Source organism: Thiomicrorhabdus aquaedulcis (assembly GCF_004001325.1).
Lineage (GTDB): Bacteria > Pseudomonadota > Gammaproteobacteria > Thiomicrospirales > Thiomicrospiraceae > Thiomicrorhabdus > Thiomicrorhabdus aquaedulcis.
The window spans coordinates 1,734,636-1,759,118 of the sequence record NZ_AP018722.1; the positions used below are offsets into that span (position 1 = coordinate 1,734,636).

18 protein-coding genes, 1 rRNA gene and 4 pseudogenes are annotated in these 24,483 nt (G+C 45.9%); 9 read left to right on the forward strand and 14 right to left on the reverse strand.

Going from position 1 to position 24,483, the window contains the following annotated elements; translation table 11 throughout:
- The first annotated feature begins 94 nt into the window (after positions 1-94).
- The 8 genes and pseudogenes from accB to EP181_RS07935 all read left to right on the forward strand — a co-directional run bounded on the left by accB (position 95) and on the right by EP181_RS07935 (position 7,860).
- Positions 95-565 (forward strand): acetyl-CoA carboxylase biotin carboxyl carrier protein, encoded by a 471-nt coding sequence (gene accB / locus EP181_RS07900; protein WP_127471870.1) that lies wholly within the window; start codon positions 95-97, stop codon positions 563-565.
- A 35-nt stretch (positions 566-600) separates the two neighbouring features.
- A pseudogene (gene accC, locus EP181_RS07905) lies at positions 601-1,948 on the forward strand (acetyl-CoA carboxylase biotin carboxylase subunit).
- Positions 1,949-2,187: 239 nt separating this feature from the next.
- Positions 2,188-2,996: pseudogene (gene prmA / locus EP181_RS07910) on the forward strand (50S ribosomal protein L11 methyltransferase).
- A 108-nt stretch (positions 2,997-3,104) separates the two neighbouring features.
- Positions 3,105-4,112: a tRNA dihydrouridine synthase DusB gene (gene dusB / locus EP181_RS07915; RefSeq protein ID WP_127471160.1), complete on the forward strand. Its 1,008-nt coding sequence runs from the start codon at positions 3,105-3,107 to the stop codon at positions 4,110-4,112.
- Positions 4,109-4,354 carry a helix-turn-helix domain-containing protein gene (locus EP181_RS07920; protein ID WP_127471161.1) on the forward strand — a complete coding sequence of 82 codons (246 nt, stop codon included), beginning with the start codon at positions 4,109-4,111 and terminating at the stop codon, positions 4,352-4,354. Before dusB ends, EP181_RS07920 begins: the two co-directional genes overlap by 4 nt.
- Positions 4,355-4,411: 57 nt before the next feature.
- Positions 4,412-5,985, forward strand: a pseudogene (gene purH, locus EP181_RS07925) (bifunctional phosphoribosylaminoimidazolecarboxamide formyltransferase/IMP cyclohydrolase).
- A 108-nt stretch (positions 5,986-6,093) separates the two neighbouring features.
- Positions 6,094-7,383, forward strand: coding sequence for a phosphoribosylamine--glycine ligase (gene purD / locus EP181_RS07930; protein WP_127471162.1), 1,290 nt, complete (start codon positions 6,094-6,096; stop codon positions 7,381-7,383).
- Between the two features lie 192 nt (positions 7,384-7,575).
- The gene (locus EP181_RS07935) at positions 7,576-7,860 is read left to right on the forward strand and encodes a late competence development ComFB family protein (RefSeq protein WP_127471163.1); all 285 of its coding nucleotides are present in this window, start codon (positions 7,576-7,578) and stop codon (positions 7,858-7,860) included.
- Between the two features lie 99 nt (positions 7,861-7,959).
- Here the strand turns inward: EP181_RS07935 and clpB are convergent, their stop codons facing one another.
- Positions 7,960-10,530 carry an ATP-dependent chaperone ClpB gene (gene clpB, locus EP181_RS07940; RefSeq protein ID WP_127471164.1) on the reverse strand — a complete coding sequence of 857 codons (2,571 nt, stop codon included), beginning with the start codon at positions 10,528-10,530 and terminating at the stop codon, positions 7,960-7,962.
- A 138-nt stretch (positions 10,531-10,668) separates the two neighbouring features.
- Here clpB and EP181_RS07945 point away from each other — a divergent pair, with 138 nt between their 5' ends.
- The gene (locus tag EP181_RS07945) at positions 10,669-11,472 is read left to right on the forward strand and encodes a YdcF family protein (RefSeq protein WP_127471165.1); all 804 of its coding nucleotides are present in this window, start codon (positions 10,669-10,671) and stop codon (positions 11,470-11,472) included.
- 85 nt (positions 11,473-11,557) lie between these two features.
- Here the strand turns inward: EP181_RS07945 and EP181_RS07950 are convergent, their stop codons facing one another.
- From EP181_RS07950 to rrf, 13 genes and pseudogenes are all read right to left on the reverse strand, one after another.
- Positions 11,558-13,060 carry a DNA recombination protein RmuC gene (locus tag EP181_RS07950; protein WP_127471166.1) on the reverse strand — a complete coding sequence of 501 codons (1,503 nt, stop codon included), beginning with the start codon at positions 13,058-13,060 and terminating at the stop codon, positions 11,558-11,560.
- Complete coding sequence (locus tag EP181_RS07955; protein WP_127471167.1) at positions 13,047-13,712, reverse strand: hypothetical protein; 666 nt, start codon at positions 13,710-13,712, stop codon at positions 13,047-13,049. The genes EP181_RS07950 and EP181_RS07955 overlap by 14 nt, the downstream gene beginning before the upstream one ends.
- A 30-nt stretch (positions 13,713-13,742) precedes the next feature.
- On the reverse strand, positions 13,743-14,447 hold the full coding sequence (locus EP181_RS07960; protein ID WP_127471168.1) for a hypothetical protein: 705 nt from the start codon (positions 14,445-14,447) through the stop codon (positions 13,743-13,745).
- Complete coding sequence (locus EP181_RS07965; protein WP_127471169.1) at positions 14,431-15,444, reverse strand: hypothetical protein; 1,014 nt, start codon at positions 15,442-15,444, stop codon at positions 14,431-14,433. The genes EP181_RS07960 and EP181_RS07965 overlap by 17 nt, the downstream gene beginning before the upstream one ends.
- Before the next feature lie 8 nt (positions 15,445-15,452).
- The gene (locus tag EP181_RS07970) at positions 15,453-16,013 is read right to left on the reverse strand and encodes a hypothetical protein (protein ID WP_127471170.1); all 561 of its coding nucleotides are present in this window, start codon (positions 16,011-16,013) and stop codon (positions 15,453-15,455) included.
- Positions 16,014-16,015: 2 nt separating this feature from the next.
- Positions 16,016-17,218 (reverse strand): type II secretion system F family protein, encoded by a 1,203-nt coding sequence (locus tag EP181_RS07975; RefSeq protein WP_127471171.1) that lies wholly within the window; start codon positions 17,216-17,218, stop codon positions 16,016-16,018.
- A gap of 9 nt (positions 17,219-17,227) precedes the next feature.
- Positions 17,228-18,922 (reverse strand): GspE/PulE family protein, encoded by a 1,695-nt coding sequence (locus EP181_RS07980; protein WP_127471172.1) that lies wholly within the window; start codon positions 18,920-18,922, stop codon positions 17,228-17,230.
- 2 nt (positions 18,923-18,924) lie between these two features.
- A complete protein-coding gene (locus EP181_RS07985; protein WP_127471173.1) occupies positions 18,925-20,778 on the reverse strand; it encodes a tetratricopeptide repeat protein in 1,854 nt (617 codons plus the stop codon).
- Positions 20,779-20,813: 35 nt separating this feature from the next.
- Positions 20,814-21,391 (reverse strand): annotated as a pseudogene (locus tag EP181_RS12900) (type II secretion system protein GspD).
- A gap of 41 nt (positions 21,392-21,432) precedes the next feature.
- Positions 21,433-22,587: a hypothetical protein gene (locus tag EP181_RS08000; RefSeq protein WP_127471175.1), complete on the reverse strand. Its 1,155-nt coding sequence runs from the start codon at positions 22,585-22,587 to the stop codon at positions 21,433-21,435.
- Positions 22,574-23,224, reverse strand: a complete 651-nt coding sequence (locus EP181_RS08005) for a hypothetical protein (protein WP_127471176.1) — start codon at positions 23,222-23,224, stop codon at positions 22,574-22,576. The genes EP181_RS08000 and EP181_RS08005 overlap by 14 nt, the downstream gene beginning before the upstream one ends.
- Positions 23,221-24,147, reverse strand: coding sequence for an ExeA family protein (locus EP181_RS08010; RefSeq protein WP_127471177.1), 927 nt, complete (start codon positions 24,145-24,147; stop codon positions 23,221-23,223). Before EP181_RS08010 ends, EP181_RS08005 begins: the two co-directional genes overlap by 4 nt.
- 117 nt (positions 24,148-24,264) lie before the next feature.
- Positions 24,265-24,379: ribosomal RNA gene (gene rrf, locus EP181_RS08015) — 5S ribosomal RNA — on the reverse strand.
- Positions 24,380-24,483: the final 104 nt, after the last annotated feature.

Below are 24,483 nucleotides of genomic sequence, written 5' to 3' on the forward strand. Positions count from 1 at the left end.
GCCAACCGACTCGTTTACGCCCAAGCAAAAAACCGCTAAGGCCAAAAAAGATTCGTCAAAAAACAATTTAAAAGAAAAATCAAAGGATCAAAAAATGGATATTCGTTCAATTCGTAAACTAATTGAAATTGTTGAACAATCTGACATCGCTGAAATTGAAATTAAAGAAGGCGAGCACAATATTCGTATTACCCGCAGCAAAGAACCCATTATGTATGCCGCCCCACAACATACCCACTACCCTATGCAAAGTGCCATGCAATCGGCGCCAACCCATGCCGCACCTATTGTGACCGAAGCCTCGGTGGTTGCGGTCGCAGCCGAGCCAAGCGGTCATAAAATGACTTCTCCTATGGTGGGCACGTTTTACGCGTCGCCGTCACCCGACGCGGGTGCGTTTGTAAAAGTAGGCGATTCGGTTGCTGAAGGTGACACCTTATGCATTATTGAAGCCATGAAAATCATGAACCCCATTGAGGCTGACAAAGCCGGCAAAATTAAGCAAATCGTCGCGGTCAATGGCGAACCAGTTGAATACGGCCAAACGTTGTTTGTTATTGAATAATAACGCGTAACCCTACTCAACAAGGAAGCTTTACTATGATTGAAAAAATTCTTATTGCCAACCGCGGCGAAATCGCCCTACGCGTGTTGCGCGCCTGTAAAGAATTAGGCATTAAAACCGTGGCCGTGCACTCCACTGCCGACGCACATTTAAAGCACGTTTTACTGGCGGACGAATCGGTGTGTATTGGACCGCCGTCGTCGAGTTTAAGTTATTTAAATGTTCCGGCCATTATCGCCGCCGCCGAAGTTACCGACGCGGGCGCGATTCACCCAGGTTACGGATTTTTATCTGAAAACGCCGACTTTGCCGAGCGCGTTGAAGAAAGCGGCTTTATTTTATTGGCCCTAAAGCCGAAACCATTCGCATTATGGGCGATAAAGTGTCGGCCATTCGCGCCATGATGGCGGCGGGTGTTCCGACTGTTCCCGGTTCGGGTGGCCCATTGGGCACCGACGACATTGAAAATCACCGTGTAGCCAAAGAGATTGGTTACCCTATAATTATTAAAGCCTCGGGCGGCGGCGGCGGACGCGGTATGCGTGTGGTACACACCGAAGCCAATTTGCTTAAGTCTATTCAGCTCACCAAGTCTGAAGCCGGTAGCTTTTTTGGCAATCCTGAAGTTTACATGGAAAAGTTTTTAGAAAACCCTCGTCATATTGAAATTCAGGTGCTTGCCGACGGCCAAGGCCAAGCCATTCATTTGGGTGAACGCGATTGTTCTATGCAACGTCGTCACCAAAAAGTGGTCGAAGAAGCGCCTGCACCAGGCATTAACCTAGAACAACGCAACCGCATTGGTGCGGCCTGCGTAAAAGCGTGTTTGGCCATTAACTACCGTGGCGCAGGCACGTTTGAATTTTATACGAAAACGGCGAGTTTTATTTTATTGAAATGAACACCCGTTTACAGGTTGAGCACTGTGTTACCGAAATGGTCACGGGCATTGACTTGGTTAAAGCGCAAATCGAAATCGCTATGGGCATGCCGCTTAGCATTAAGCAAGAAGACGTTAACATCAGTGGTCATGCCATCGAGTGCCGCATTAACGCCGAAAACCCAGCCAAAAACTTTATGCCCTCGCCCGGTAAACTTGAGCGTTTGCATTTGCCAGGTGGTCTGGGTGTGCGTTGGGAATCGCACATTTACACCGGCTACACCATTCCACCGCATTACGATTCGATGATTGGCAAACTTATTTGCTTTGGCAGCAGCCGCGAAGTGGCCATTGCCCGCATGAACAGCGCCCTAAGCGAATTGGTGATTAAAGGCATTGACACCAATATTCAAATGCAACGTGAAATTATGAACGACGGCGGCTTTAAAGACGGCGGACGTAACATTCACTATTTAGAAGAACGTTTAGAACACCTAGTTTAACGAGGTTTACAAAAGGCACGAACCGGCAAGGTGCATTACTTTGCTGGTTCGTGCCTTTTTTCATTTTAAGTTTTTAGCTTTTGCATTTTTAGCTTTTGCATTTTTGGCTTTTAAATTTATAACTTTTAAGTTTAGATGTTTAGCGTTAACTTACCAAAATCAAAGGAACCATGATGGCTTGGATACAAATTAACACCACCGTAGAAGAAGCATTGGCCGAACCCTTATCCGATGCGTTTATGGACGCGCAAGCCGCATCGGTGACCTTTGAAGACGCACTGGATCAACCCATTTTTGAACCCGAATTGGGCACTACGCCTATTTGGGCCAGCACCAAAGTCATTGCACTGTACGATGCACAAGTTGACGCCAATGCCGTGATTGCCTTGCTAACGCAAAGCCTGCCGCACATTGCCGCCAGTAGCTACAAAGTAGAACAACTTGAAGACAAAGATTGGATTCGTGAATGGATGGATCAATTTCACCCCATGCTGTTTGGCGACCGCTTGTGGATTGTGCCCAGTTGGAAAACCCCACCGCAACCCGATGCCGTAAACCTAATGCTTGACCCAGGCATGGCGTTTGGTACGGGCACGCACCCAACCACCGCGCTGTGTTTAACCTGGTTAGATCAGCACGCACCGCTTAATCAAACGGTCATTGATTACGGCTGTGGCTCGGGAATTTTAGCGCTCGCGGCTAAAAAACTCGGGGCAGCCAGTGTAAGCGGTACCGACATTGACCCGCAAGCGATTACCGCCAGCCAAGAAAACGCCCGCCGCAATCAAGAAAACCTAGCCTTTGCACTGGTTAAAGACTTTGACAGCCCTCCGGTCGATTTGCTGATGGCCAATATATTAGCCGGCCCACTCAAAGAGTTAGCCCCTGAATTTTGCGCTTGTTAAAACCCGGTGCCACCCTGGTGCTGTCGGGTTTATTGGCCAACCAAGCTCCTGAGCTCATGGCGCATTACCAAACATTAGGCTTTGAACTCAACACCTTGCAAACTCAAGAAGAGTGGGGATTGTTGGCCGGTAAAAAACTGTAACATTACGGCACATCTATTAGTTTGATAACCGCTTAATAATGTTAAAACACCTTTGACCAGGCCTGGTCAAAGCGCTGTGATGATTTAAGCCACTATAAAGAACCCACTATGCTCACCATTGGCCCCTACACCTTTAACAACCGTCTAATTTTGGCGCCCATGGCCGGCATTAGCGATGCCGTGTTTAGAGAACTTTGCCGACAAAACGGTGCGGGACACACGTTGGCCGAAATGGTGGCGTCTAAAAAATCGTTATGGGAATCCAAAAAATCGGCCACCCGACACGTTAACCTAAGCGACCCCGAACCGCGTGCCATTCAACTGCTGGGCACCCACCCAGACGAACTCGCGCAAGCCGCCGCGTGGCAGGTGGCGCAAGGCGCACAAATCATTGATTTAAACATGGGGTGTCCTGCCAAAAAGGTGTGCGACGTGGCCGCAGGCTCAGCGTTAATGCGCTATCCAGAGCGCGTAGCCGATATTTTTAAAGCTGTGGTCAGCGCCGTTGACGTGCCCGTTACCGTTAAAACCCGCACAGGCAGTGATCACGACCATAAAAATGCGCTGCAAATTGGTTTATTAGCCCAAGAACATGGCCTGCAAGCCATCACCATTCACGGACGCACGCGTGCCGATAAATTTAATGGTTTGGCCGAATACGAAACCATTAAGCAGGTAAAACAAGCCTTAAGCATTCCTGTGATTGCAAACGGCGACATTTGCACCCCCGAACAGGCTAAATTTGTATTAAAATACACACTTGCCGATGGGTTAATGATTGGGCGCGCGGCACAAGGGTATCCGTGGATATTTCGTGAAATAAATCATTACCTTACTACTCATACGCACGCAGAGCCACCCACCTCTGCTGAGTTTTACAGCACCCTGTTAAAACACGTTTTGGGCTTACACGACCTATACGGTGAAACCCTTGGCGTGCGCATTGCGCGCAAACACATAGGCTGGTATGCACAGCGCCTGCCTAATAATGGCAAGAGCAATAATAAAAGCGATGGCAACGCGCTTAGAAAAACATTTAACGCGCTTGAAACATCTCAAGCGCAACTTGAACACCTTGAACTCTATTTTAACTCACAACCGACAGCCACATTATGACCCGACCTGTTTCACACCACTCGTTAAGCCAGCAAGTCACCCAAACGTTAGAGCGCTATTTTGAGACGTTGCAAGAAGAGTCTATTTGCGATTTACACGACATGGTGATTCAACAGGTTGAAAAACCGCTGATTGAATTTGTGCTCAATAAAACCGAATATAACCAAACGCAAACCGCACAGATTTTAGGCATTAACCGTAATACCCTTAGAAAAAAAATGCACAAATACGAGCTGATGTAAGGTCGCAAAATTTTAACCCATTTTTATCGATAACCCATTTTTGGAGCACTCACCACCATGAAACCCGTCCGTCGTGCGCTTATTAGCGTTTCTGATAAAACCGGCATTTTAGAATTTGCCGAATCTTTAATCGCCATGAACGTCGCCATTTTATCCACCGGCGGCACCTACAAAGTGCTGTCTAATGCGGGTTTACCGGTTACCGAAGTGTCTGAATACACTGGGTTTCCAGAAATGATGGACGGACGAGTGAAAACTTTGCACCCCAAAATTCACGGTGGATTATTAGGCCGTCGTGGTACCGATGACGCCATTATGGCTCAACACGGCATTGACCCCATCGACATGGTCGTGGTGAACCTTTACCCATTTGAAGCCACCGTGGCCAACCCAAATTGCGCGTTAGAAGACGCGGTCGAAAACATCGATATTGGCGGGCCGACCATGTTGCGTTCGGCGGCTAAAAACCACAAAGACGTGGCCGTAGTAACCGACCCAGCCGACTACGCCCGTATTTGACCGAACTGCAAGACCATAACGGCCAGCTTTCGCACGCCACCCGTTTTGATTTGGCCATTAAAACCTTTGAACAAACCGCCCGCTACGACGGTGCCATTGCCAACTACTTTGGCACGATGTTTAACAAAGACACAGACCAAGACAAAGCCGATACCTTTCCGCGCACCTTTAGCACGCAGTTTGTCAAAAAACAGTCGATGCGTTATGGCGAAAACCCCCATCAGTCGGCGGCTTTTTACACCGAACGCGCACCAGCCGAAGCGTCTATTTCTACGGCCGTGCAACTGCAAGGCAAAGAGTTATCGTTTAACAACATCGCCGACACCGACGCTGCATTAGAATTGGTTAAAACCTTTACGCAAAACGCGTGCGTGATTGTAAAACACGCCAACCCTTGCGGTGTGGCGCTGGGCGACAGTCAGTTTGACGCTTACGACCGCGCTTACAAAACCGACCCAACGTCGGCCTTTGGCGGCATTATTGCCTTTAACCGCGAATTAGACGCCACCACCGCGCAAGCGATTGTCGATCGTCAGTTTGTGGAAGTGATTATTGCGCCCAGCGTCTCTACAGAAGCGCAAGCGGTGGTGAGCACCAAGCAAAATGTACGTTTATTAACCTGTGGTGCGTTAGGCCAACCATTACCGGCTTACGATTACAAAAAAGTGACCGGTGGCCTGCTGGTGCAAGACCGCGACCTAGGCATGGTGACGGTTGATGACCTTAAAGTGGTCACCAAAATCGCCCCAACCGCCGCGCAAATGCAAGACCTGATGTTTGCGTGGAACGTCGCCAAATTTGTAAAATCCAACGCCATTGTGTACGTTAAAGACGGCATGACCATTGGTGTGGGCGCTGGGCAAATGAGCCGCGTCTATTCGGCTAAAATTGCCGGCATTAAAGCCGCCGACGAAGGCTTAGAAGTACCCGGTTCGGTAATGGCATCGGACGCGTTTTTTCCGTTTAGAGACGGCATTGATGCAGCCGCAGCGGCAGGCATTACCGCTGTGATTCACCCGGGTGGCTCAATGCGCGATCAAGAAGTCATTGACGCCGCCAACGAACACGGCATTGCCATGGTCTTTACCGGCATGAGACACTTTAAACACTAAACAACTTTAACCACGAAGACATGAATGTACGAAGAGATTTCGTGTCAACCTTCATAAAATCCTCTGGTCTTCGTGACTTCGTGGTTCAAACTAAAAAGAGAAACGACAATGAAAGTATTAATTATTGGTGGCGGTGGACGTGAACACGCTTTGGCCTGGAAAACCGCTCAATCGAGCCAAGTGTCCCAAGTGTATGTTGCGCCTGGCAACGCCGGAACCGCACTTGAACCCAATTTAATCAATGTGCCCATTGCCGCAGATGACTTACCAGGCCTGGTAACGTTTGCGGCCGACAATCACATTGAATTAACCATTGTTGGCCCCGAAGTGCCTTTAGTACTGGGTGTGGTTAATGCGTTCAAAGACGCCGGATTAAAATGTTTTGGCCCTGACAAAGACGCCGCGCAATTGGAAGGCTCTAAAGCGTTTTCTAAAGACTTCTTAGCCAAACACAATATTCCGACTGCCGCGTACGCGGTGTTTACCGAAATTTTACCAGCGATTAATTACATTCAAAAAATGGGCGCGCCTATTGTGGTTAAAGCCGACGGTTTGGCCGCTGGCAAAGGCGTTATTTTGGCGCAAACCCTGGCCGAAGCGATTGATGCGGTAAACGACATGCTGGCCGGTAACAAATTTGGTCAAGCCGGTGCTCGTGTGGTAATTGAAGAGTTTTTGGTGGGGGAAGAAGCCAGTTTTATTGTGATGGCCGACGGCAAAAACGTTTTACCCATGGCAACCTCTCAAGACCACAAAGCGCGCAACAATGGCGATACGGGTCCCAACACCGGCGGCATGGGCGCTTACACCCCCGCCCCTGTGGTAACCCGCGCGGTGCATGATCGCATTATGCAAGAGGTGATTTACCCCACCATTGAAGGCATGGCCAAAGACGGATTACCTTACACCGGATTTTTATACGCCGGCGTGATGATTGACCCCAATGGCGCCCCAAAAGTATTGGAATTTAACTGCCGTTTTGGCGACCCGGAAACCCAGCCGATTATGATGCGTTTAAAATCGGATTTAGCGCAACTGTGTTTAGCCGCCATTGATGGCAAACTGGACACCATAACCGCACAATGGGACACCCGCGCGGCCTTGGGCGTGGTCATGGCCGCTGGCGGTTACCCTGAAGACAACTACCGTAAAGGCGACGTTATTTCGGGGCTTGACCATGTTAATGCCGCCGATTTAAAAGTCTTTCATGCAGGCACGGCGCTCAACGCCGAAGGTCAAGTTATTACCTCGGGTGGTCGCGTTTTATGCGTGACCGCGCTGGGTGAAAGCGTAACCGCCGCACAAAAACGCGCCTACCAAGGTGTGCAAGAAGTGCAATGGCAAGAAGCTTATTACCGCGATGATATTGGTTACCGTGCGGTAGCACGCGAAAGCTAAAAAAGCACCGTAACATTGCGTTAAAAAACTACGCAATCGCAACGCCTTTAAAAGCACTTCCGTCACCAACGGGAGTGCTTTTTTTATTGGTAAAATTGCTGTATATTAAATTAAATTATTTAAAGCCAAGTCGAACCTTGCCCATTCGTCCTTACATCACCCACTCAATTTCTACCCTCTTTGGAGCCCATTATGTCAATGGATACCGTACACAACTACTACGAACGTTTGGTTATTAATGAAATACGCGAACACTATTTAGACAAACATTTAGATGAAAACCAACTGGCCGACATGGCCTGTATTGCGCTCAATCGTTTACCCCCCAGATACATTCGTTTTGACATTGATATGTCGTTTTACATGTCCACCCACGAGCACATTGAAGTAGAAACTCGCGTTAAAAAAGCGGTGCGTAAAGCCTATAAAAAAATCAGCAAATTCAGTGAAGATGAGTTTGTAGCCGAAGCCGAGTAATTGCCTTTATAAACAACAATATAAACAAAAAGCCCTTTTAACCAGGCCTGGTTAAAAGGGCTTTAAAGGGTTTTTGCGTAAATTAATCGTTAAACAACCTTAATCAAAACACAACACACCCTCTTCAACACTCACTTTTATCGTGCTGCCTGGGGCGTAATCGCCTTTAAGAATTTTTTGCGCCAATGGATTTTCTAAACGATGCTGAATCACCCTACGCAAAGGACGTGCGCCGTACACCGGGTCAAAGCCAGCTTCACCCAACATATCCAATGCCGCATCGCTGATCTCTAATCCCAAATCGACCGCTTGCAAACGCTGATGCACATGCTGCAGTTGCACGCCAGTAATGGCACGAATTTGCGCCTTGCCTAACGGATGAAACACCACAATGTCGTCAATGCGGTTAATAAACTCGGGTCTAAAATACTGACCCACCACTTCAAGCACATCGGCCTTCATCTCGTCGTAACTGGCCACACCGGCTTTTTCTTGAATCACTTGTGAACCTAAATTAGACGTCATGACAATCACGGTATTTTTAAAGTCCACCGTACGGCCTTGGCCATCGGTTAAACGCCCATCGTCCAACACTTGCAATAAAATGTTAAACACATCGGGGTGCGCTTTTTCGACCTCGTCCAATAAAATCACCGAATAAGGTTTGCGACGCACCGCCTCGGTTAAATAGCCGCCTTGCTCATACCCAACATACCCCGGCGGTGCACCCACCAAACGCGACACCGAATGTTTTTCCATAAACTCCGACATGTCAATGCGCACAATGGCGTCGGTGGTGTCAAATAAAAAGTCGGCCAGCGCTTTGGTAAGCTCAGTTTTGCCCACACCGGTTGGCCCCAAAAATAAAAACGAACCATTTGGACGATTTGGGTCGGACAACCCGGCGCGTGAACGACGAATCGCATCGCTCACCGCACTCACCGCCTCGCTCTGACCAATAACCTGTTGGCTTAACTGCTCTTCCATACGCAAGAGCTTGTCGCGTTCACCTTCCATCATCCGTGCCACCGGAATGCCCGTCCAACGTGCGACCACATCGGCAATCTCTTCTTCGGTGACTTTGTTGCGCAAAAGATGCGTGCCGCCGTCGGCTTGCACAGCGGTTTCGGCTTGTTCGGCGGCTTGAATTTTAGCTTCTAAATCGGGAATTTTGCCGTATTGAATCTCGGACATTTTAGCCAAATCGCTGTTGCGCCGCGCGGCTTCTAACTCAATGCGCGCTTGGTCTAACTGCTCTTTAAATTGTTGCGCCCCTTGTAAAGCGGCTTTGTCGCGTTTCCAAATCTCTTCTAAATCGGAGTACTCTTTTTCAAGCTCGGCAATTTGCTCTTTTAACAGCGTTAAACGCTTTTTAGAGGCCTCGTCTTTCTCTTTTTTTAACGCCACTTGCTCCATTTTTAACTGAATTAAGCGACGTTCCAACTTGTCCATGACTTCGGGTTTAGAGTCAATTTCCATCCGAATGCGTGACGCGGCTTCGTCAATTAAATCGATGGCTTTGTCGGGTAATTGACGGTCGGTGATGTAACGCTGCGACAAGCGCGCCGCCGCAATAATGGCCGGATCGGTAATATCAACCCCGTGGTGAATTTCGTATTTTTCTTTTAAGCCACGCAAAATAGCAATGGTGTCTTCTTCGGTGGGTTCGTCTACCAACACCTTTTGAAAACGGCGCTCTAACGCAGCGTCTTTTTCGATGTTTTCGCGGTATTCGTTTAAGGTGGTGGCACCAATGCAATGCAATTCGCCGCGTGCAAGGGCGGGTTTTAGCATATTGCCCGCGTCCATCGAGCCTTCGGTTTTGCCCGCGCCCACCATCGTGTGAATTTCATCAATAAACAAAATGACCTGACCGGCTTGTTTTTCTAGGTCTTTTAACAAGGATTTTAAACGCTCTTCAAACTCGCCACGGTATTTGGCTCCGGCCAATAAACCGGCCAAATCCAGCGACAAGACGCGTTTATTTTTTAAGCCTTCGGGCACTTCTCCGTTAATAATACGTTGCGCTAAACCTTCTACAATGGCGGTTTTTCCCACGCCTGGCTCGCCAATAAGCACGGGATTATTTTTGGTGCGGCGCTGTAAAACCTGAATGGCTCGACGAATCTCGTCGTCTCGGCCAATGACCGGGTCTAACTTGCCCGCTTCGGCACGTGCGGTTAAATCCACCGTGTATTTTTCTAAGGCTTGACGGTTCTCTTCGGCATTTTGGTCTTTCACAGTATCACCCCCTCTAATGTGTTGTATGGCTTGGTCAAATTCGGCGACGTTACCGCCGGCCTGCTTTAACAGATCGGCCGCACTGTCTTTGCTGGCAAACAGCGCGGTAAAAAACAACTCGCTGGCAATGTAGCTGTCACCATTTTTTTGCGCTTGCTTTTCCATTAAATTAAGCACATTGGCCGACTGTTGTGACAATTGCACTTGGCCACTGCCACCGCTCACCTTGGCCAGACGGTCGATTTTATCGTGTGCGGCTTGCTTTAAAGCCACGACATTGACTTTGGCCAGTTGCAATAAAGCGTTCTGTTCATCGGCTAGAACGGCTAAAATGTGCACCGGTTCAATAAATTGATGATCCTTGCTCAACGCCAACGATTGGGCTTGGCCAAGCACCGATTGAAATTGAGTGGTAAATTTTTCGATCATGAGCGCTGTCCTCTCTAAATGTTGCACTTTCGTTGTTTAGAATATAGGTTCATTTTGCGCTCATTCAAGACAGTATGGCTTTTCGTACCCAAAATTAATCGTAATCAACCTTAGCAAGCAACAGGACACCTCTCAACCATGCTGGACTCTCTGTTTTTTATTGTTTCTAAATTGGCCTGGGCATTTCTTAGCCCAGGCAATTTAATGGTGTTTGCTTTTGCACTAGGAACCACTCTATTGGTCTTTAATAAGCTCAAGGCCGCTAAACGCGTTTTAATGCCCAGCGCACTTATCAGCTTTATGGTGATGGCATACCCAGTCAGTGACTTTTTAATGATGCCGTTAGAATCACGGTTTAGCACCCCAAACCCAATGCCACCCAGCATTGATGGCATTATTGTTTTGGGCGGTGGCGAAGACCTAAAACGCTCGTTAAGCTGGAACGTCGCCGAGTTAGGCTTGGGCGGTGATCGGTACATTGGTGCGGCCAAATTGGCGCAACTTTACCCTAACGCACCTGTCATTTTTAGCGGCGGCAGCGGCTCAATGGCCTTGCAAAACACTCAAGGTGAAGGCGCATTGGCAAACACCTTGTTAACCACCATAGGCGTGGCTCAAGAACGCTTAATTTTAGAATCAAAATCGCGTAACACCTTTGAGAACTTTGCGCTGCTTAAACCGTTACTGCCCAAACTGAATGGCACGTATTTATTAGTCACTTCGGCGTTTCATATGCCCAGAGCGGTGGGAATTGCTCGACAACAAGGGGTGAACGTCATCGCCTATCCAGTCGATTACCACTCCAATACTCGCGATTATAGAACCTGGGATTTTGACCTGTACGATCATCTAAAAGCCTTAGAGCCGGCTTGGAAAGAGTGGATTGGGTTAACGGTGTATTACGCCACCGGCAAAACCAATGAATGGTTGCCAGCGCCATAGCAGATTGCGGGTCAAGCCCGCAATGACGGGGTTTTAATTACAAAAAAACACAACCTACCAGGCCTGGTAGGTCTGATAGGCCTGGTTAAATCTCATCGGCTTCTAACAAGGATTGTTTAACGTCAGCCTCTTGCAAAAGATGTTCTGGCAGTTCTTTTTTAGTTTTACTGGCTAATTCTTTCAGCATATGCGCTTGTTTAACCAGGTTGCCAGAGCCTTCGACCAACTGCTTACGCGCCACATCAAAGGTGCTTTGTGCCGTATTAAGCTGCTTACCGACCTTTTCAAAATTTTCAATAAAGCCCACAAATTTGTCGTGCACTTCGGCGGCGCGCTTAATCAGTTTAAGGGTGTTTTCGCTTTGACGCTCGTAGCGCCACAACTGTTCTATGGTTTTTAACGTGGTAAATAAGGTCGTTGGGGTCACGACCGCCACCCGCTTTTCAAAAGCCACTTCAAATACCGACGCATCGGCCTCAATAGCCATTAAATACGCCCCTTCGACCGGAATAAACATCAACACAAAATCGGGGGCGTTTAATCCCACCAAATGTTCGTAGCGCTTACTGGCCAAGGTATCAATGTGATTTTTAAGGCTGAGTAAATGCTGCTTAAGCGCACCCTCTTTGCCTTTTACATCGTCAAGGTTTAACGCGTTTTCATAATGCAGCAGCGACACTTTCGAGTCGATAACAATGTGTTTATTGTCGGGTAAATTGATAATAACATCTGGGCGCATGCGGCGACCTTCGTCGTTAACAAAACTTTTTTCGCGGTCAAATTCAACGCCCTCTTTTAAGCCAGAACGCTCTAACAGGCGCTCTAAAATTAACTCACCCCAATTACCTTGGATTTTACTGTCGCCCTTTAAGGCTTGGGTTAAGTTTTGCGCCTCTTGGCTCATTTGACTGTTGAGCGTTTGCAACTGTTTTAGCTGTTCGTTTAAGCTCGCGCGACCTTCTAAATCCTCTTTGTGGACGGTTTCGACCCGCGACTGAAATGCCTCAATTGCGCCTTTTACCGGCGCAATAATGGCATCAATCGACACTTTACTGGAATGCGCAAACTGCTGATGCTTGCTGTCAAAGATTTGGTTGGCAAGCACTTTAAACTCATTGCTCATTTGGTTTTTAGCGTTTTCTAGCAACGCTATTTTTTCATGTGCGGCGGTTTTTTCAAGCTCTAAAGCCACGCTGAGTTCGGCCGTTTTGGCCTCACTTGCGCTGAGGCGCTGGCGTGCCTCATCCAACTGATTTTCTTTGCCGGCCAGTTGCTGTTGTAAAGCGTTTACAAAGTGTTCAAGTTGCGCCACGCTGCCTTTAAGCGGTTGCAATTGCGCCATTTGAGTTTGCAATACAAAGTGTTGTTCTTGCAAGGCATCATGCACTTTAACCGCTTCAATATGGCGAATGGCGGCCTCGTTTTGTAAACTTAATTGCTCAGACAGCATGGCCAGTTGTAGTCGGTCTTGTTTGTTTTGACGGTGTGCGCGCACCACTAACCCGGTTAAAACCACTAAAACCGTCAAGACTACCCCTACAAATAAAGAGGCTTGCGGGTACAACGTCAAAATGTCATTCAGTTGCATTAATAATCCTTACCGACTGCAGCGCTTCTTTAGCGGCCTTTTCTTCTGTTTTGGGCACGGCGGCTTGTCTTTTTTGGGTTTGTAATTGCCTTTGCAATTGATAGCTGGGCACCACTTGGTTTTTACCGGTAATGAGCGTTGAGCCTACCGGCACGCGCTGTACTTTACCTTGCACCATGATTGGCACACCATCGGCATTACTGTCTTGATAATTAAGCGCAAATCCTTTGGGATTAGTCGGGTTGTATTGGTTGTTAACCCGTACCAAACTCGAGCCGTCGGGCTTAATAATCACCGCGGATACGGCTACATTTTGCGATGCCACCCTTGGCTTACTGACTTTATTTTCGGCAACACGCTTAGGGGTAACCGCCTTTTCTTCTGGCTGTTTTTGAACTTTTTGCGCTTCTGGATTTAAGTAGTTAGCCCTTTGTTGGTCAATCATGGCGCGCGCGCCTTGAGTCAATAAAAGCGTTTTTAAATTGGGGTTACTTTGAGTCAGCGCTTGGTTTAATTCTTCAACTTTTTCAGGCGTCGGTTCTGGGTTAGGCGCAGCCATCGCTTGGCTTAACGCACTAAAGTCGGCCATAGCGACACCGGAAAATCCAAAGCCAAACCAAACAACCAGGCCTGCTTGTATTAAGGGTTTCATAATAAGCTCTTCACGTAATTAGGCTCTTAATCATAATGCTGCGGTGGACGATGCAACCGCGGCTTGCGTGTTTGGATTATTGCCATTAATTGGCTTAGGTGGTTTTGGATGAATGTGAAACACAATCAACGAACATTGTGTGGCCACATTGCCCTTTAACAAATCAAAATTAGCCCATACTTCATGGTCTGAATCATGCAGTTTGGTTTGGCAGCTTTCCACCAAATACAGCGGCGAAATGGTCTGACTGATGGTTTCAAACAATCGAATTAAATCTTCTTCATGCTGTAAGTCGAGCGTTAATTTAACCCGACTGTAAAAAAATACATTGGGTGGAATTTTAATATTGGCAAAATCAGCGGTGCTAAGGGCTTTTTCGGCTGAAAATTCAAATTTTAAATTGGGAATAGCAAAACGGTCTTTCATTTTAATGAGTGAGTCGGCCCAAAATACTCGGTCTTGTTTTTTTACCAAGCCTTTTTTAATCAGCTCTTCATATTTTTCGCCGTATTGCTCGTACAGCGCCACTTGCTGTCTTAAAAAACTGACCTGACTTTTTAATGAGTTAAGTTGCGCAATTTTAGGTTTTTCTTGCGCCGCTAAATAACCATGCAGCTCTTTAAAGCCATACCATGAGGCCGCACCAATCAAAATCAATAAAACGAATATCACAAACAGCCGCTTAAATAAGCGTATGGCTAAGGGTTCTTTAAAATAACTAGTTAGACTGGGCATCTTTTACTCGCAATGTCACCACAAAAGGCAACGCTTTGACTTCGCCAACCTTGGCATCAATCACTAAAGCTTGGCTTAGCTCTCTATTTAAAGGCTCTTTTTGCAGTTCAACCACCTCAATGCCAGTAAGCTGAGTGAGATCGGCCACAAAGTTATCCACCCAGGTTACTGGCAGTAAATACGTATCGTAAAAAGGAAACACCCAACCCTGCAAAACAAGTTGATTACGTTGGCTGTCAAATTGCCCTAGGGTTTTCCACTCTAATGTGGACAGTTGAATATTAGGGTGTTTGCTCAACACTTGGCTTAAATCGTAAGCGTCAAACCCCAATAGACCGTTCACATTTAATTTTAGAATGGCTTCTGAAAACTCAACCGAGGCTTTTATCTCTTGTGCATCGTCCTGTAACTTTACCTTATCTTGTAAATACGTTTTTTCGGCTTCGTGATCAGAAATGTATTGGTTAATAAGATTTTGCTTGTGTACGCTCATCAAAGCATCCACGCTGTTGGTAAGAATGTAATAGACAGCACCTAACAATAAGAGTGCGTTTAAGCCAATAATGACCTTGCGCGCCTGCAGCAAACCGCTGATTTTTAGCACATAATCGTTAAAATAGAACCCTTTAGGTGGTTGACTAAAAACGTAATCCACAACCGCCTGCTGCGAAAAACAGCATTCTGATGACTCGCCCAACGCGGGCTTGCAAAACACGCCGTTTGGCACAAGGTCAGTAAACGTACTGATGGCAAAAGTGTATTCATGCGCCTCCCACGTCGTCCGCAACAATCCTTCTTTTTGACACGCGCTTTGCAAGTCAACTAATACCTCGGCTTGCCCCTCTAAAAAAACCAAACCAATTGGGCTGTTAAACGGCAAAAGGTTTTGGCTGTAAATGTATTTAACAGCCAATTTGGTTTCATCCAACAAGGCTTGCTGAATAAATGCGGGAGTGTGCTGAGTTTGCTCTAATTCAACCAGACGGCTGATTCGCAACTCGCCATTTAAAAAAACAGCTGTCGAAATGTTGAGCTGGATTGCCGAGCAATCAGTAAAAAAGGTTTTTGCACATCGGTACGGGCTAAGTTTAACGCCGGACGCGCTTTGCTCTTAAAAAACTCCGCTAATAAAAAGGCCTTTGAATAAACGGCGGTTAAAATAACCTGAGCTTCTTCAAGACTGGCTAAAAAATTCGCCAGCGGTTGATTTTGATGCACCGTTGCCAACAAAATCATCTCTTCATTACGACCCTCTTCATTTTTACGCGCATTGCTGGTCCAACGTACCTCAGAGAGCACCTGGTCTTCATGTTTAAAACGTTCTTTTCGGCGATTTAAGATGCCTTTCTTTTCCCAAGGCTGTACTTTGGGCACCCATTCAAAATGAATGTCTTCGTCTACCATGTCTAAAATTAAATACGTTTGTGAGCGCTCGGGAATAAGCGCCAAATATTTTTCAAGCGGTACGTTATCATCAAAAGCAAAAAAACGTGCTTTGTCCGCAAGACTGGCATGATTACTGTAGGCGTGAATACCTATGTCATTAAAATAAAATACGGTTTTCATGCTTATTGCACCTGCGCAATCGTGTCATAAATGGGGCCTAAAACAGCAATCATGACCCAACCCACTACAAACCCCATAATCACGGTTAAAACGGGTTCAATGGCCGGCTCAATTTTATCAATCAACTCTTTGGCTTCTCGGTCGTAAAAATAGCTGACATTTTTAAGCGCCACGTCCATTCCGCCACTGAGTTCGCCCACTTTAATCATTCGCACGGCCATGGACGGAAACACCGTCGCCTGCTCAAACGATTCATGAATCGGCTTGCCGTCTTCAATCATTCGCACTGCGTTGTTGATATTGGTTTCTAAATACTTATTGCCAGCAATGATGCTCGACATGCGCAAACTGTCGGGAAAACTCACGCCCGCACCGTACATAACCGCTAAGGCATTGGCAATACGGGCAAGTTTTAACTTATACAATACCGGGCCGACAATCCATAGGCGCAATGAAAGCTCGTCCGTTTTAAGTTTAAAATCGGGCGATTGTTTGCGCCACCACTTTAAAATAAACACTAAGACCGTTGGCACCACAAAAATTTCAATAATGTACTCTTGTACAAAACCCGATGTGGCAATCAATGCAATCGTTGCAAAACCCAGTTCGCCACCCATCGAGGTGATAAATCCTAGAAGCTCTGGCACCACAAACATCATCATTAAAATTACCACCGCAATCACCACGGTGGCGACGATGGCTGGATAAATCATGACTTTTTTAGCCTTTGAAATCAGCTCGTCTTCCCACTTAAGCATGTTGGCCAAATCAAGCAAAATATCTTCTAACTTGCCGGTTTTTTCACCCACTGACACCAACGAAACATACACCTCACCAAAAACCGTTTCATAGTCTTTTAGCGCGGCTGAAAATGTGGCTCCGCCCTCCATTGATTCGTAAATGGTGGCCAGCATCTCTTTCACCGCATCGCTTTCAAAAGAGTCTTTTAAATCGTCAATAATCTCCATTAACGGCACACCTGCGCGAAGCAGTTGCTCAAACTGAAACGTCATTGAAATAATGTCTTTACGAGTGACTTTAGGTTTGCCTAAAAGTGAAAAACCGTCCGATTTCTTTTTAAACGTAAGCAGATCAATCTTGCTTTTTAGTAATTTTTGCTCAAGTTCATGCTCATTATTGGCCGGAATAACACCACTGACCCGTTTACCAAATTTGTTGATGCCTGTGTATTGATAATTTTCCATCGCTACCCCTTACAACAATTCAGTCAAGTTAACTACGCGACTTATTTCATCAAGCGTGGTTTCGCCTTGCTTTACCCAACGAATGCCACTTTGAGCCATGGTTGAAAAGCCTTTTTCAATCGCTTTATTCAACAATACGTGCTGTGACGCTCCCTCTAAAATCAACTCATCCATTTCACTGGTAAAACGCAACGTTTCCAGGACGGCCAAGCGACCTTTGTAGCCAATGCCATTGCACTTTTCACACCCTTTTGCGCGATACAAAAATTTAGGTTGCTCGGCTGTCCCTTGTGTAATGGACAATAACTGCCGCTCAAAATCATCTGGCTCATAAGGTTCTTTACAATGCTTACACAGTTTTCGTGCCAAACGCTGAGCTAAAACTCCAATAATGTTACCGGCCATAATCGAACGCGAGACACCAATATCCAACAGCCGAGGAATCGCGCCAATGGCCGAATTGGTATGCAAAGTGGCAAACACCTGATGTCCGGTCATGGCAGCTCTAATCGACATTTCAGCGGTTTCAGAATCACGAATTTCGCCAATTAAAATAATATCGGGGTCTTGGCGCATTAAAGCGCGAATACCGGCGGCAAACCCCATGCCAATTTCTTCGTTAACCGGGGTTTGCCTAATTAACGCCATAGGGTATTCCACCGGGTCTTCAAGGGTCATAATGTTAACCCCGATGTCGTTCAGTTCGTTCAAAATCGAATACAACGTGGTGGTTTTTCCAGAACCGGTGGGTCCTGTCACCAACAAAATACCCGTGGGGCGCGCCATCATTAATTTGAGTTCGTTGTAAGAGTCTTTGTCCAATCCTAGTTTGTCTAATGGCACAATGCCTTTTTCGCGGTCTAAGATACGCAATACAAAGTTTTCACCATGCGAACACGGTAAAGAAGACACCCTGAAATCAATACGTCGGCCGTGCACAATTAAGGTCATTCGACCGTCTTGTGGCAAGCGCTGTTCGGTTAAATCTAGATTTGAAATAACCTTTAAACGCACCACCAGGCCTGACCAAAACATTTTGTGCAGTAAACGAATCTCTTGCAAAACCCCATCAATACGGTAACGAATTCGAATATAGTCTTCTTCCGGTTCAAAGTGAATGTCGGACGCATTACGCTTAACGGCATCGGTTAACAGGTTATCGACTAAACGCACCATCGGCTGAGAATACTCATTGCCCGACGACAAACTGCCCATATCGACCTTGCCGGTTTCAAGCTCGCGTAAAATACCTTCAATAGACAATTCATAACCATAATAATTGTCTATGGCATTTTGAATTTCGGATTCCACCACCAATACTGGCTCAACTTGCAGCGCGCCATTTTGTAAATGACGACGCAACTTGTCCAATATAATAATGTCGCCTGGATTGCTCATAGCCACTTTTAGCACGTTGTCTTGCAGGCTGATAGGCATTAACAAATAGTTATGTGCAAACGTTTCCGACACCAGCACCAAAGCCTTGGGGTCTGGCACAACCTCTTTTAGGCTCATTGATGCGTAACCAACGTAGCTGCCGACCACTTCACGCACCAAGACATCGGTCACAAAGCCCATGGCCACTAAAATTTCACCTAACTTTTGCCCGGTACGTTTATGCTCGGTAAGTGCAATGCTTAACTTATCGGGACTAATATAACCGTCTTGAACCAGACGCTCGCCAAGTCTTAAAGGCGTTTGCATACTTATTGAGCCCCCAAAAACTGACGAATCGCCGCCAATCGCTGTTTAATTTGCTCTGCATTAAACGCATACCCAGCTTGCTCACCCATCACCAGCGCATGAGTATAATGGGTGGCTGCCAATGAATACTGACCCAAATGGTCTAAACTAATGGCTAAATTGGTAAGATATTGTGCACTGTCCGTCTCTAACGCCACGGCATTAAAATAGGCCGTTTGTGCATCATGCCACTGTTGTTCTTTGGCGTAGTGGTTACCCAACGCGTTTTGCAACACCGCAGAGCGCGGATGTTCAAGCGCCATTTGTGATAGTTTTACACCCCAATCCGCGTTTAAATCTAACGCACTGGCGTAATGCGCAATGCTTTCAAAAGCGGCCAAATTATTAGGTTCAACCGCCAAAGCGCGCTGATAATAATCCATTGCTGTGGGTAAATCTTGGCGAATGCCCGCAATGTTGCCCAAGCCAATCAACGCCGTTGTGTTGTTTGGCTCGACTGATAACACCTGATTAAACTGCTCGTGTGCGCTCAGATAATCACCGGCATCGTAGGCGCTGTAGGCCTTATGCAAAGGCGCTTGTGCCATCACCCGATTAACCATCTTCTCTTCTTGCTGGGCTGTTGGCAAAAACACATCAGGCTTAGGCGATGCCACCTTGGGTTTAGCAGGAACTTTAGGAGTGGACGTGGACGGATGCTTAGTCGCCGGCTTTTCAGCGACAACAGCGGGGTTTGCTTTAGTAGCATTATCCATCGTTTTTGTATTCGTATCGCCGTTGATGTTTGCTGACTCTTCACCAGGCCTGGTCAAATCATTTTCAGACATGGGCGGTTCAGATGGCTCAGGAACGATTTCAGCATTAGGCTCAACCGAGGTCGCCGCTGTGGCAAGCTCACTTTTAGATGGCACGATTTTTTCCGGTTCAGCACTGACTGGACGCTTAGCTAAAACGTATTTTTGCATGCTCTGTTCCAGTGCCGCCTCCTCTTGCTGGTAATAGGTTAGACCATAAAATAACAGGGAGATAAAAACAAGCGTCACCAATAAACCACCCATAAGTCGAGAAGAACTGGACAATACAAATGCCTTTTTGGCGGGAGCACGATTGACACCCGACACTAAAATAGGGTTTTTATATTCTACAGACTCATTCACCGCGGGTTCTAGCTTAGGCTTAGAATCTAGCCCATCCACTTTAACCGCATAAGCCGGTAAATCCTCTAAACGCCATTCAAATCCGGCATTGGAGGTATCCGGCATCAAAGGTTCAACGCGATCAATGGCTTCTGACTTAACCGGCTCAACCCTAGTTGAGTGCTGCTCAACCTTGGACTGCACCATATTTACAACAATTGACGTATCATCGAAGGTCGCATTATCGGTAATCGTTTGAGCACTCAATGCATTTTTAGCCGCTTCAGCATCAGACACTTGCAGCAAATCTTCAAGGCTTAATTCACTTGGTTCAGCGGCGTTTGGCTTAGCGCGAACGCCATCATCCACATCATGGGCTGGGGCGTGCTTGATTTTAAAAATAGGCAATGAAGACGGTGTAGAAAGAGAGTCCACTGTAGTCAAAACTGGCGGTGTAACGTTAAATGATGCATTTTTTGACTGAGTTAACTCAGCGTCTAAGTCAGCGTTAAAGGCAGCGTTTGACTCGACCTCTAGTGACTGTTGTGTCAGTGACAACTTTAATTCATTAGCCGTCGTTAACGCTTTCTCATCAGCCAAGTCGCTTTCCAAGGGCAAATTGACACTGGGCAAAGGCTCTACAATCGCAGGCGCTAAAACACTCTGTGCTCGTTTTTTATCTTCAGCGGCTTTTTTTAACGCATCCAGTAGTACACTCACAATCGCTCCGACTCCGTTGAATAATTGGCCATTCGTTAATTATTAGCGGTTTTTAAAAACTGACTCACCGGCTTTAAATCTCCATTATCCACGTCTGGGTTTTTTACAATCACGGGACGGATAAAAATAACTAACTCACTTTTACTGGTACTGTCGTCTCGACGCGAGAAAAGATCACCCAAAACAGGGACGTCGCCCAACCAAGGTAATCCTTTACGATTATTTGCGTTATTGTCCTCAATTAACCCCCAATAATCGCCGTTTGACGGTCACGCAACTTAAGAACGGATGACATCTCTTTTTCTTGAATGACAGGTATTAAACTTTGTACCGGAGCGGTCAAAGTCGGATCATTAAACGCAGGATTAGGGTCGGCAATATAACTGATTAATCTAGAAATGGTCGGGCGAACGTTTAAAGTAACGTCACCATCAGCACTCACAAAAGGCGTTACGCTCATGGTAAAGCCTACTGGAACCGTATTAACTTGCGTTTCGTAGGTAGACGTAGGAGCCGCACCAGTTGTGGTGGCCGCTGTGGTGGTGACATCTACCGTAAAATACACTAAATTTTCAACCACTTTTAATAACGCCGTTTGATTATTAATGGCCATTATTTTGGGGCTAGACAGTACTTTAGAATCCCCAAATTGTTTTAACAAAGCCAAATTAGACAAAATATTCCAATCCCCGCTGGCGACACCAGGACTGACCGTCGCCACTGAAAACCATTACTAGGCCCACTAAAAGGCGAAGAAATCTGCAAACCGCCATCGGCACCAAAGGCTCTATTCCCCATCAGCGTCCAATCAATTCCCGCTTGATATTGGTCGTTAAGCACCACCTCAACCACAGTGGCTTCAATTAGAACCTGACGTTGTGCACGCACAGAAATATCAGCAATATACTCTTTTATAGCCTTGTGCTTTTTGCTGGTGGTATACACCGATATTACACCTGCTTCAGGGTTGATGACGGTGTTGGCTGATTTATTAGCCGCTTGAGCGGCCGTTTGTTTAACAGGTGGAATCGTTAAATCTGTCGTAGCGATGTCGTTTGATTTTGCGCTAATCGCCTGTACAGCTTGACTGGTTTTCATATTCTCTAAAGGGTCAAGATGCGCTAAAACCTCAATATTACTTTTTAAACGTTCCCAAAATTTATGCTCAGACTTTACCGTTACATTAGTTGAACTGCCAGTATTTGCAGTTGACGTTGTACCCGTCGTGCCCATAGCGCCTGCAGATACATTCATTTTCATGTTAATAGTGTCATTTGTAACCTTATCAATAAACACATAATCCACATTGTAATTACGCCATTCTGGAATATCGGGTTTAATAACAATCGTACCGCCATCAATCACATACATTAAGCCAACTTGATCCGCGATACGCTCTAGGACTTTTTCTAAAGGCTGGTTAATCGCATTAATCGTCACCCGCCCCTGAATACCGGAATAAAGGTCAATTTGTTTACCTGAATCCTTAGCGATCTGATGCAGTAACTCAGCCACTGGGACTTGCACGGCAGAAACAGAGTACAAATTAAGCTGTTCAGCTGCGTTTAAATCAGGGAGTTTAGGTCGTGTAGCGTCCATCACAGAAGGTATTCCTGGGCTGCCTGGAATAATATCTTCGACCTTCTGTTTCGCCTGAATATGACCCGCTGGAATAAAGTCTTTAGAAACAGGCGGTGCTAATGGATCTCGCTTAACCGCTGACTCTTGACACCCTGAAACACCACCCAGCATTACAACAATCGCGGCAAAAGAGAGATAACAACCAAATTTTGAATTAGGGATTAACATTGATAATTCCATCTTGTTTTAATTGAGTTTGTGTAAATTCTAATTTACTCAGAATGTGTCGAACAGAGGCGATGTAAGGCTTGGAAACTTTTAAATGCTTTGGCAGTGATTCAACTCGAGTGACCAGGCCTGGATGACTCATTGAATCAAAGTACAAAACCTTAACACGATAATGATTCTGCCCCTGATTGTAATCCAATAAAACACGTATGAATAGCGGGTTTATTAACGAATCCGTTTTTAATTTATCCATCACACTCAACGCCCCATTCACTCGAATCGTCGATAACTGTATTACATAAGCTTCAGACGGCAACGTGGCCAGCCACTCTTGCGTACTGACATGCTCTTTAATTAACGCTACAAGGTCATCATAAGACAAGCCCAACCCACCTGACTCAGCCACTTTTGGAAAAATAGAATCCATCAAAACAGGCTCTAATTTGGACGATTCCGATAAAGCATCGCTCTCACCTTTATTGTCTACACGACTTGCCGTAGGCTCTTGTAGGATGGGGGTTTCAGTAGAAACAATTCCTACCAGCTCAATAGGTTGATGTAAGGCTTCGTTACCTAAGATGGTTGAACTATTATCAGGTATAGATGGATTCAGCCATAAATCAATAGACTCCTTCAACGAATCCACCAGGCCTGGTGATTGATGATTAGAAAATGCTTAAGGCTAAAGAAAGTTACGGTTAAAAGTAAGATCAAAAAAGCAGCCGAAATTCCAATCACAAACCGTTTTGATATTGACGCATCACTGACTGATTTGAAGTGGCTGTGCTTTACAACAGTATCATTTGCCCCATAAGCCGCCATTAATAGTTTATCGGCTAAAATATTAATGTCTCTAGGTAAACCATGCGTTAATTTAAAGATACGCCTTGAAACCGAAAGATTAAACAGATCTAAACCAGCATAATGCGCTTTTCGTAATCTAAAATTTAAATAAGCCTGCACCTCTGCCACTGTAAATGCAGGAATATAAAGACTGTAAGAAATTCTACTTTTTAACTGCCTAATGTGGGCATTTTCTAGCGCCACATCCAGTTCGGGCTGACCAAACAGAACAATTTGCAACAGTTTATCTTCATCGGTTTCAAAATTGCTCAATAATCTAATTTCCTCCAAACCATCTAAGGTCATGGTTTGAGCCTCATCAACCAACATAACCACTCGTCCGCCGGCAGCATAAATACTCAGAATGTGCATTTTAATAAGATTAAGTATCACAAATTTTTGCGCTGAATCCGCCACAAGTAAGCCCAATTCAGATGCAATATAGAGCAAAATATCTTTAGACGATAAATTGGGTGAATTGATATAAATGAGTGTGTAACAAGTATTTTCAACGGACAACTTAGATGCCAACAAACGAAGCAACATAGTTTTACCACACCCTACCTCCCCGACCACCTTTAAGATGGCGTCACCACGTCCAATCGCATAATACAGCGCATTAAGCGTATCCTGACGAGAACCTTTTTGATAAAAAAACTCAGGATCAGGCGTAGTTTTAAAGGGCAAAGAGGATAAACCAAAATAATTGCGATACATAACTATCTGTTCACCTTCTCATCGGAAAATTGAAACAAACAACAAAAAATTAAGAATACAGTAAAAAGGGCAAAAAAAAACCCGCGAAGCAAAAGCAAGGCGGGTTTTAGGATATAAGCTTGGCAATGACCTACTCTCGCATGGGAACTCCCACACTACCATCGGCGCTAAGACGTTTCACTTCTGAGTTCGGAATGGGATCAGGTGGTTCCATCTTGCTATTGTCACCAAGCAATTTGGTGCTGGTGGCTGTCGTCTATTCTCTACACAACAACCCCCAAAGTTCTTTATTTATTTGAAATAGATCTCATTTCATTCGGTAACACACATACACAA

Excerpts from the sequence above, each read along its gene's own strand:
- accB (WP_127471870.1), top strand. The coding sequence starts at position 95 with ATGGATATTCGTTCAATTCGTAAACTAATTGAAATTGTTGAACAATCT.
- dusB (WP_127471160.1), top strand. The coding sequence starts at position 3,105 with ATGCTCACCATTGGCCCCTACACCTTTAACAACCGTCTAATTTTGGCG.
- EP181_RS07920 (WP_127471161.1), top strand. The coding sequence starts at position 4,109 with ATGACCCGACCTGTTTCACACCACTCGTTAAGCCAGCAAGTCACCCAA.
- purD (WP_127471162.1), top strand. The coding sequence starts at position 6,094 with ATGAAAGTATTAATTATTGGTGGCGGTGGACGTGAACACGCTTTGGCC.
- EP181_RS07935 (WP_127471163.1), top strand. The coding sequence starts at position 7,576 with ATGTCAATGGATACCGTACACAACTACTACGAACGTTTGGTTATTAAT.
- clpB (WP_127471164.1), bottom strand. The coding sequence starts at position 10,530 with ATGATCGAAAAATTTACCACTCAATTTCAATCGGTGCTTGGCCAAGCC.
- EP181_RS07945 (WP_127471165.1), top strand. The coding sequence starts at position 10,669 with ATGCTGGACTCTCTGTTTTTTATTGTTTCTAAATTGGCCTGGGCATTT.
- EP181_RS07950 (WP_127471166.1), bottom strand. The coding sequence starts at position 13,060 with ATGCAACTGAATGACATTTTGACGTTGTACCCGCAAGCCTCTTTATTT.
- EP181_RS07955 (WP_127471167.1), bottom strand. The coding sequence starts at position 13,712 with ATGAAACCCTTAATACAAGCAGGCCTGGTTGTTTGGTTTGGCTTTGGA.
- EP181_RS07960 (WP_127471168.1), bottom strand. The coding sequence starts at position 14,447 with ATGCCCAGTCTAACTAGTTATTTTAAAGAACCCTTAGCCATACGCTTA.
- EP181_RS07970 (WP_127471170.1), bottom strand. The coding sequence starts at position 16,013 with ATGAAAACCGTATTTTATTTTAATGACATAGGTATTCACGCCTACAGT.
- EP181_RS07975 (WP_127471171.1), bottom strand. The coding sequence starts at position 17,218 with ATGGAAAATTATCAATACACAGGCATCAACAAATTTGGTAAACGGGTC.
- EP181_RS07980 (WP_127471172.1), bottom strand. The coding sequence starts at position 18,922 with ATGCAAACGCCTTTAAGACTTGGCGAGCGTCTGGTTCAAGACGGTTAT.
- EP181_RS08000 (WP_127471175.1), bottom strand. The coding sequence starts at position 22,587 with ATGTTAATCCCTAATTCAAAATTTGGTTGTTATCTCTCTTTTGCCGCG.
- EP181_RS08010 (WP_127471177.1), bottom strand. The coding sequence starts at position 24,147 with ATGTATCGCAATTATTTTGGTTTATCCTCTTTGCCCTTTAAAACTACG.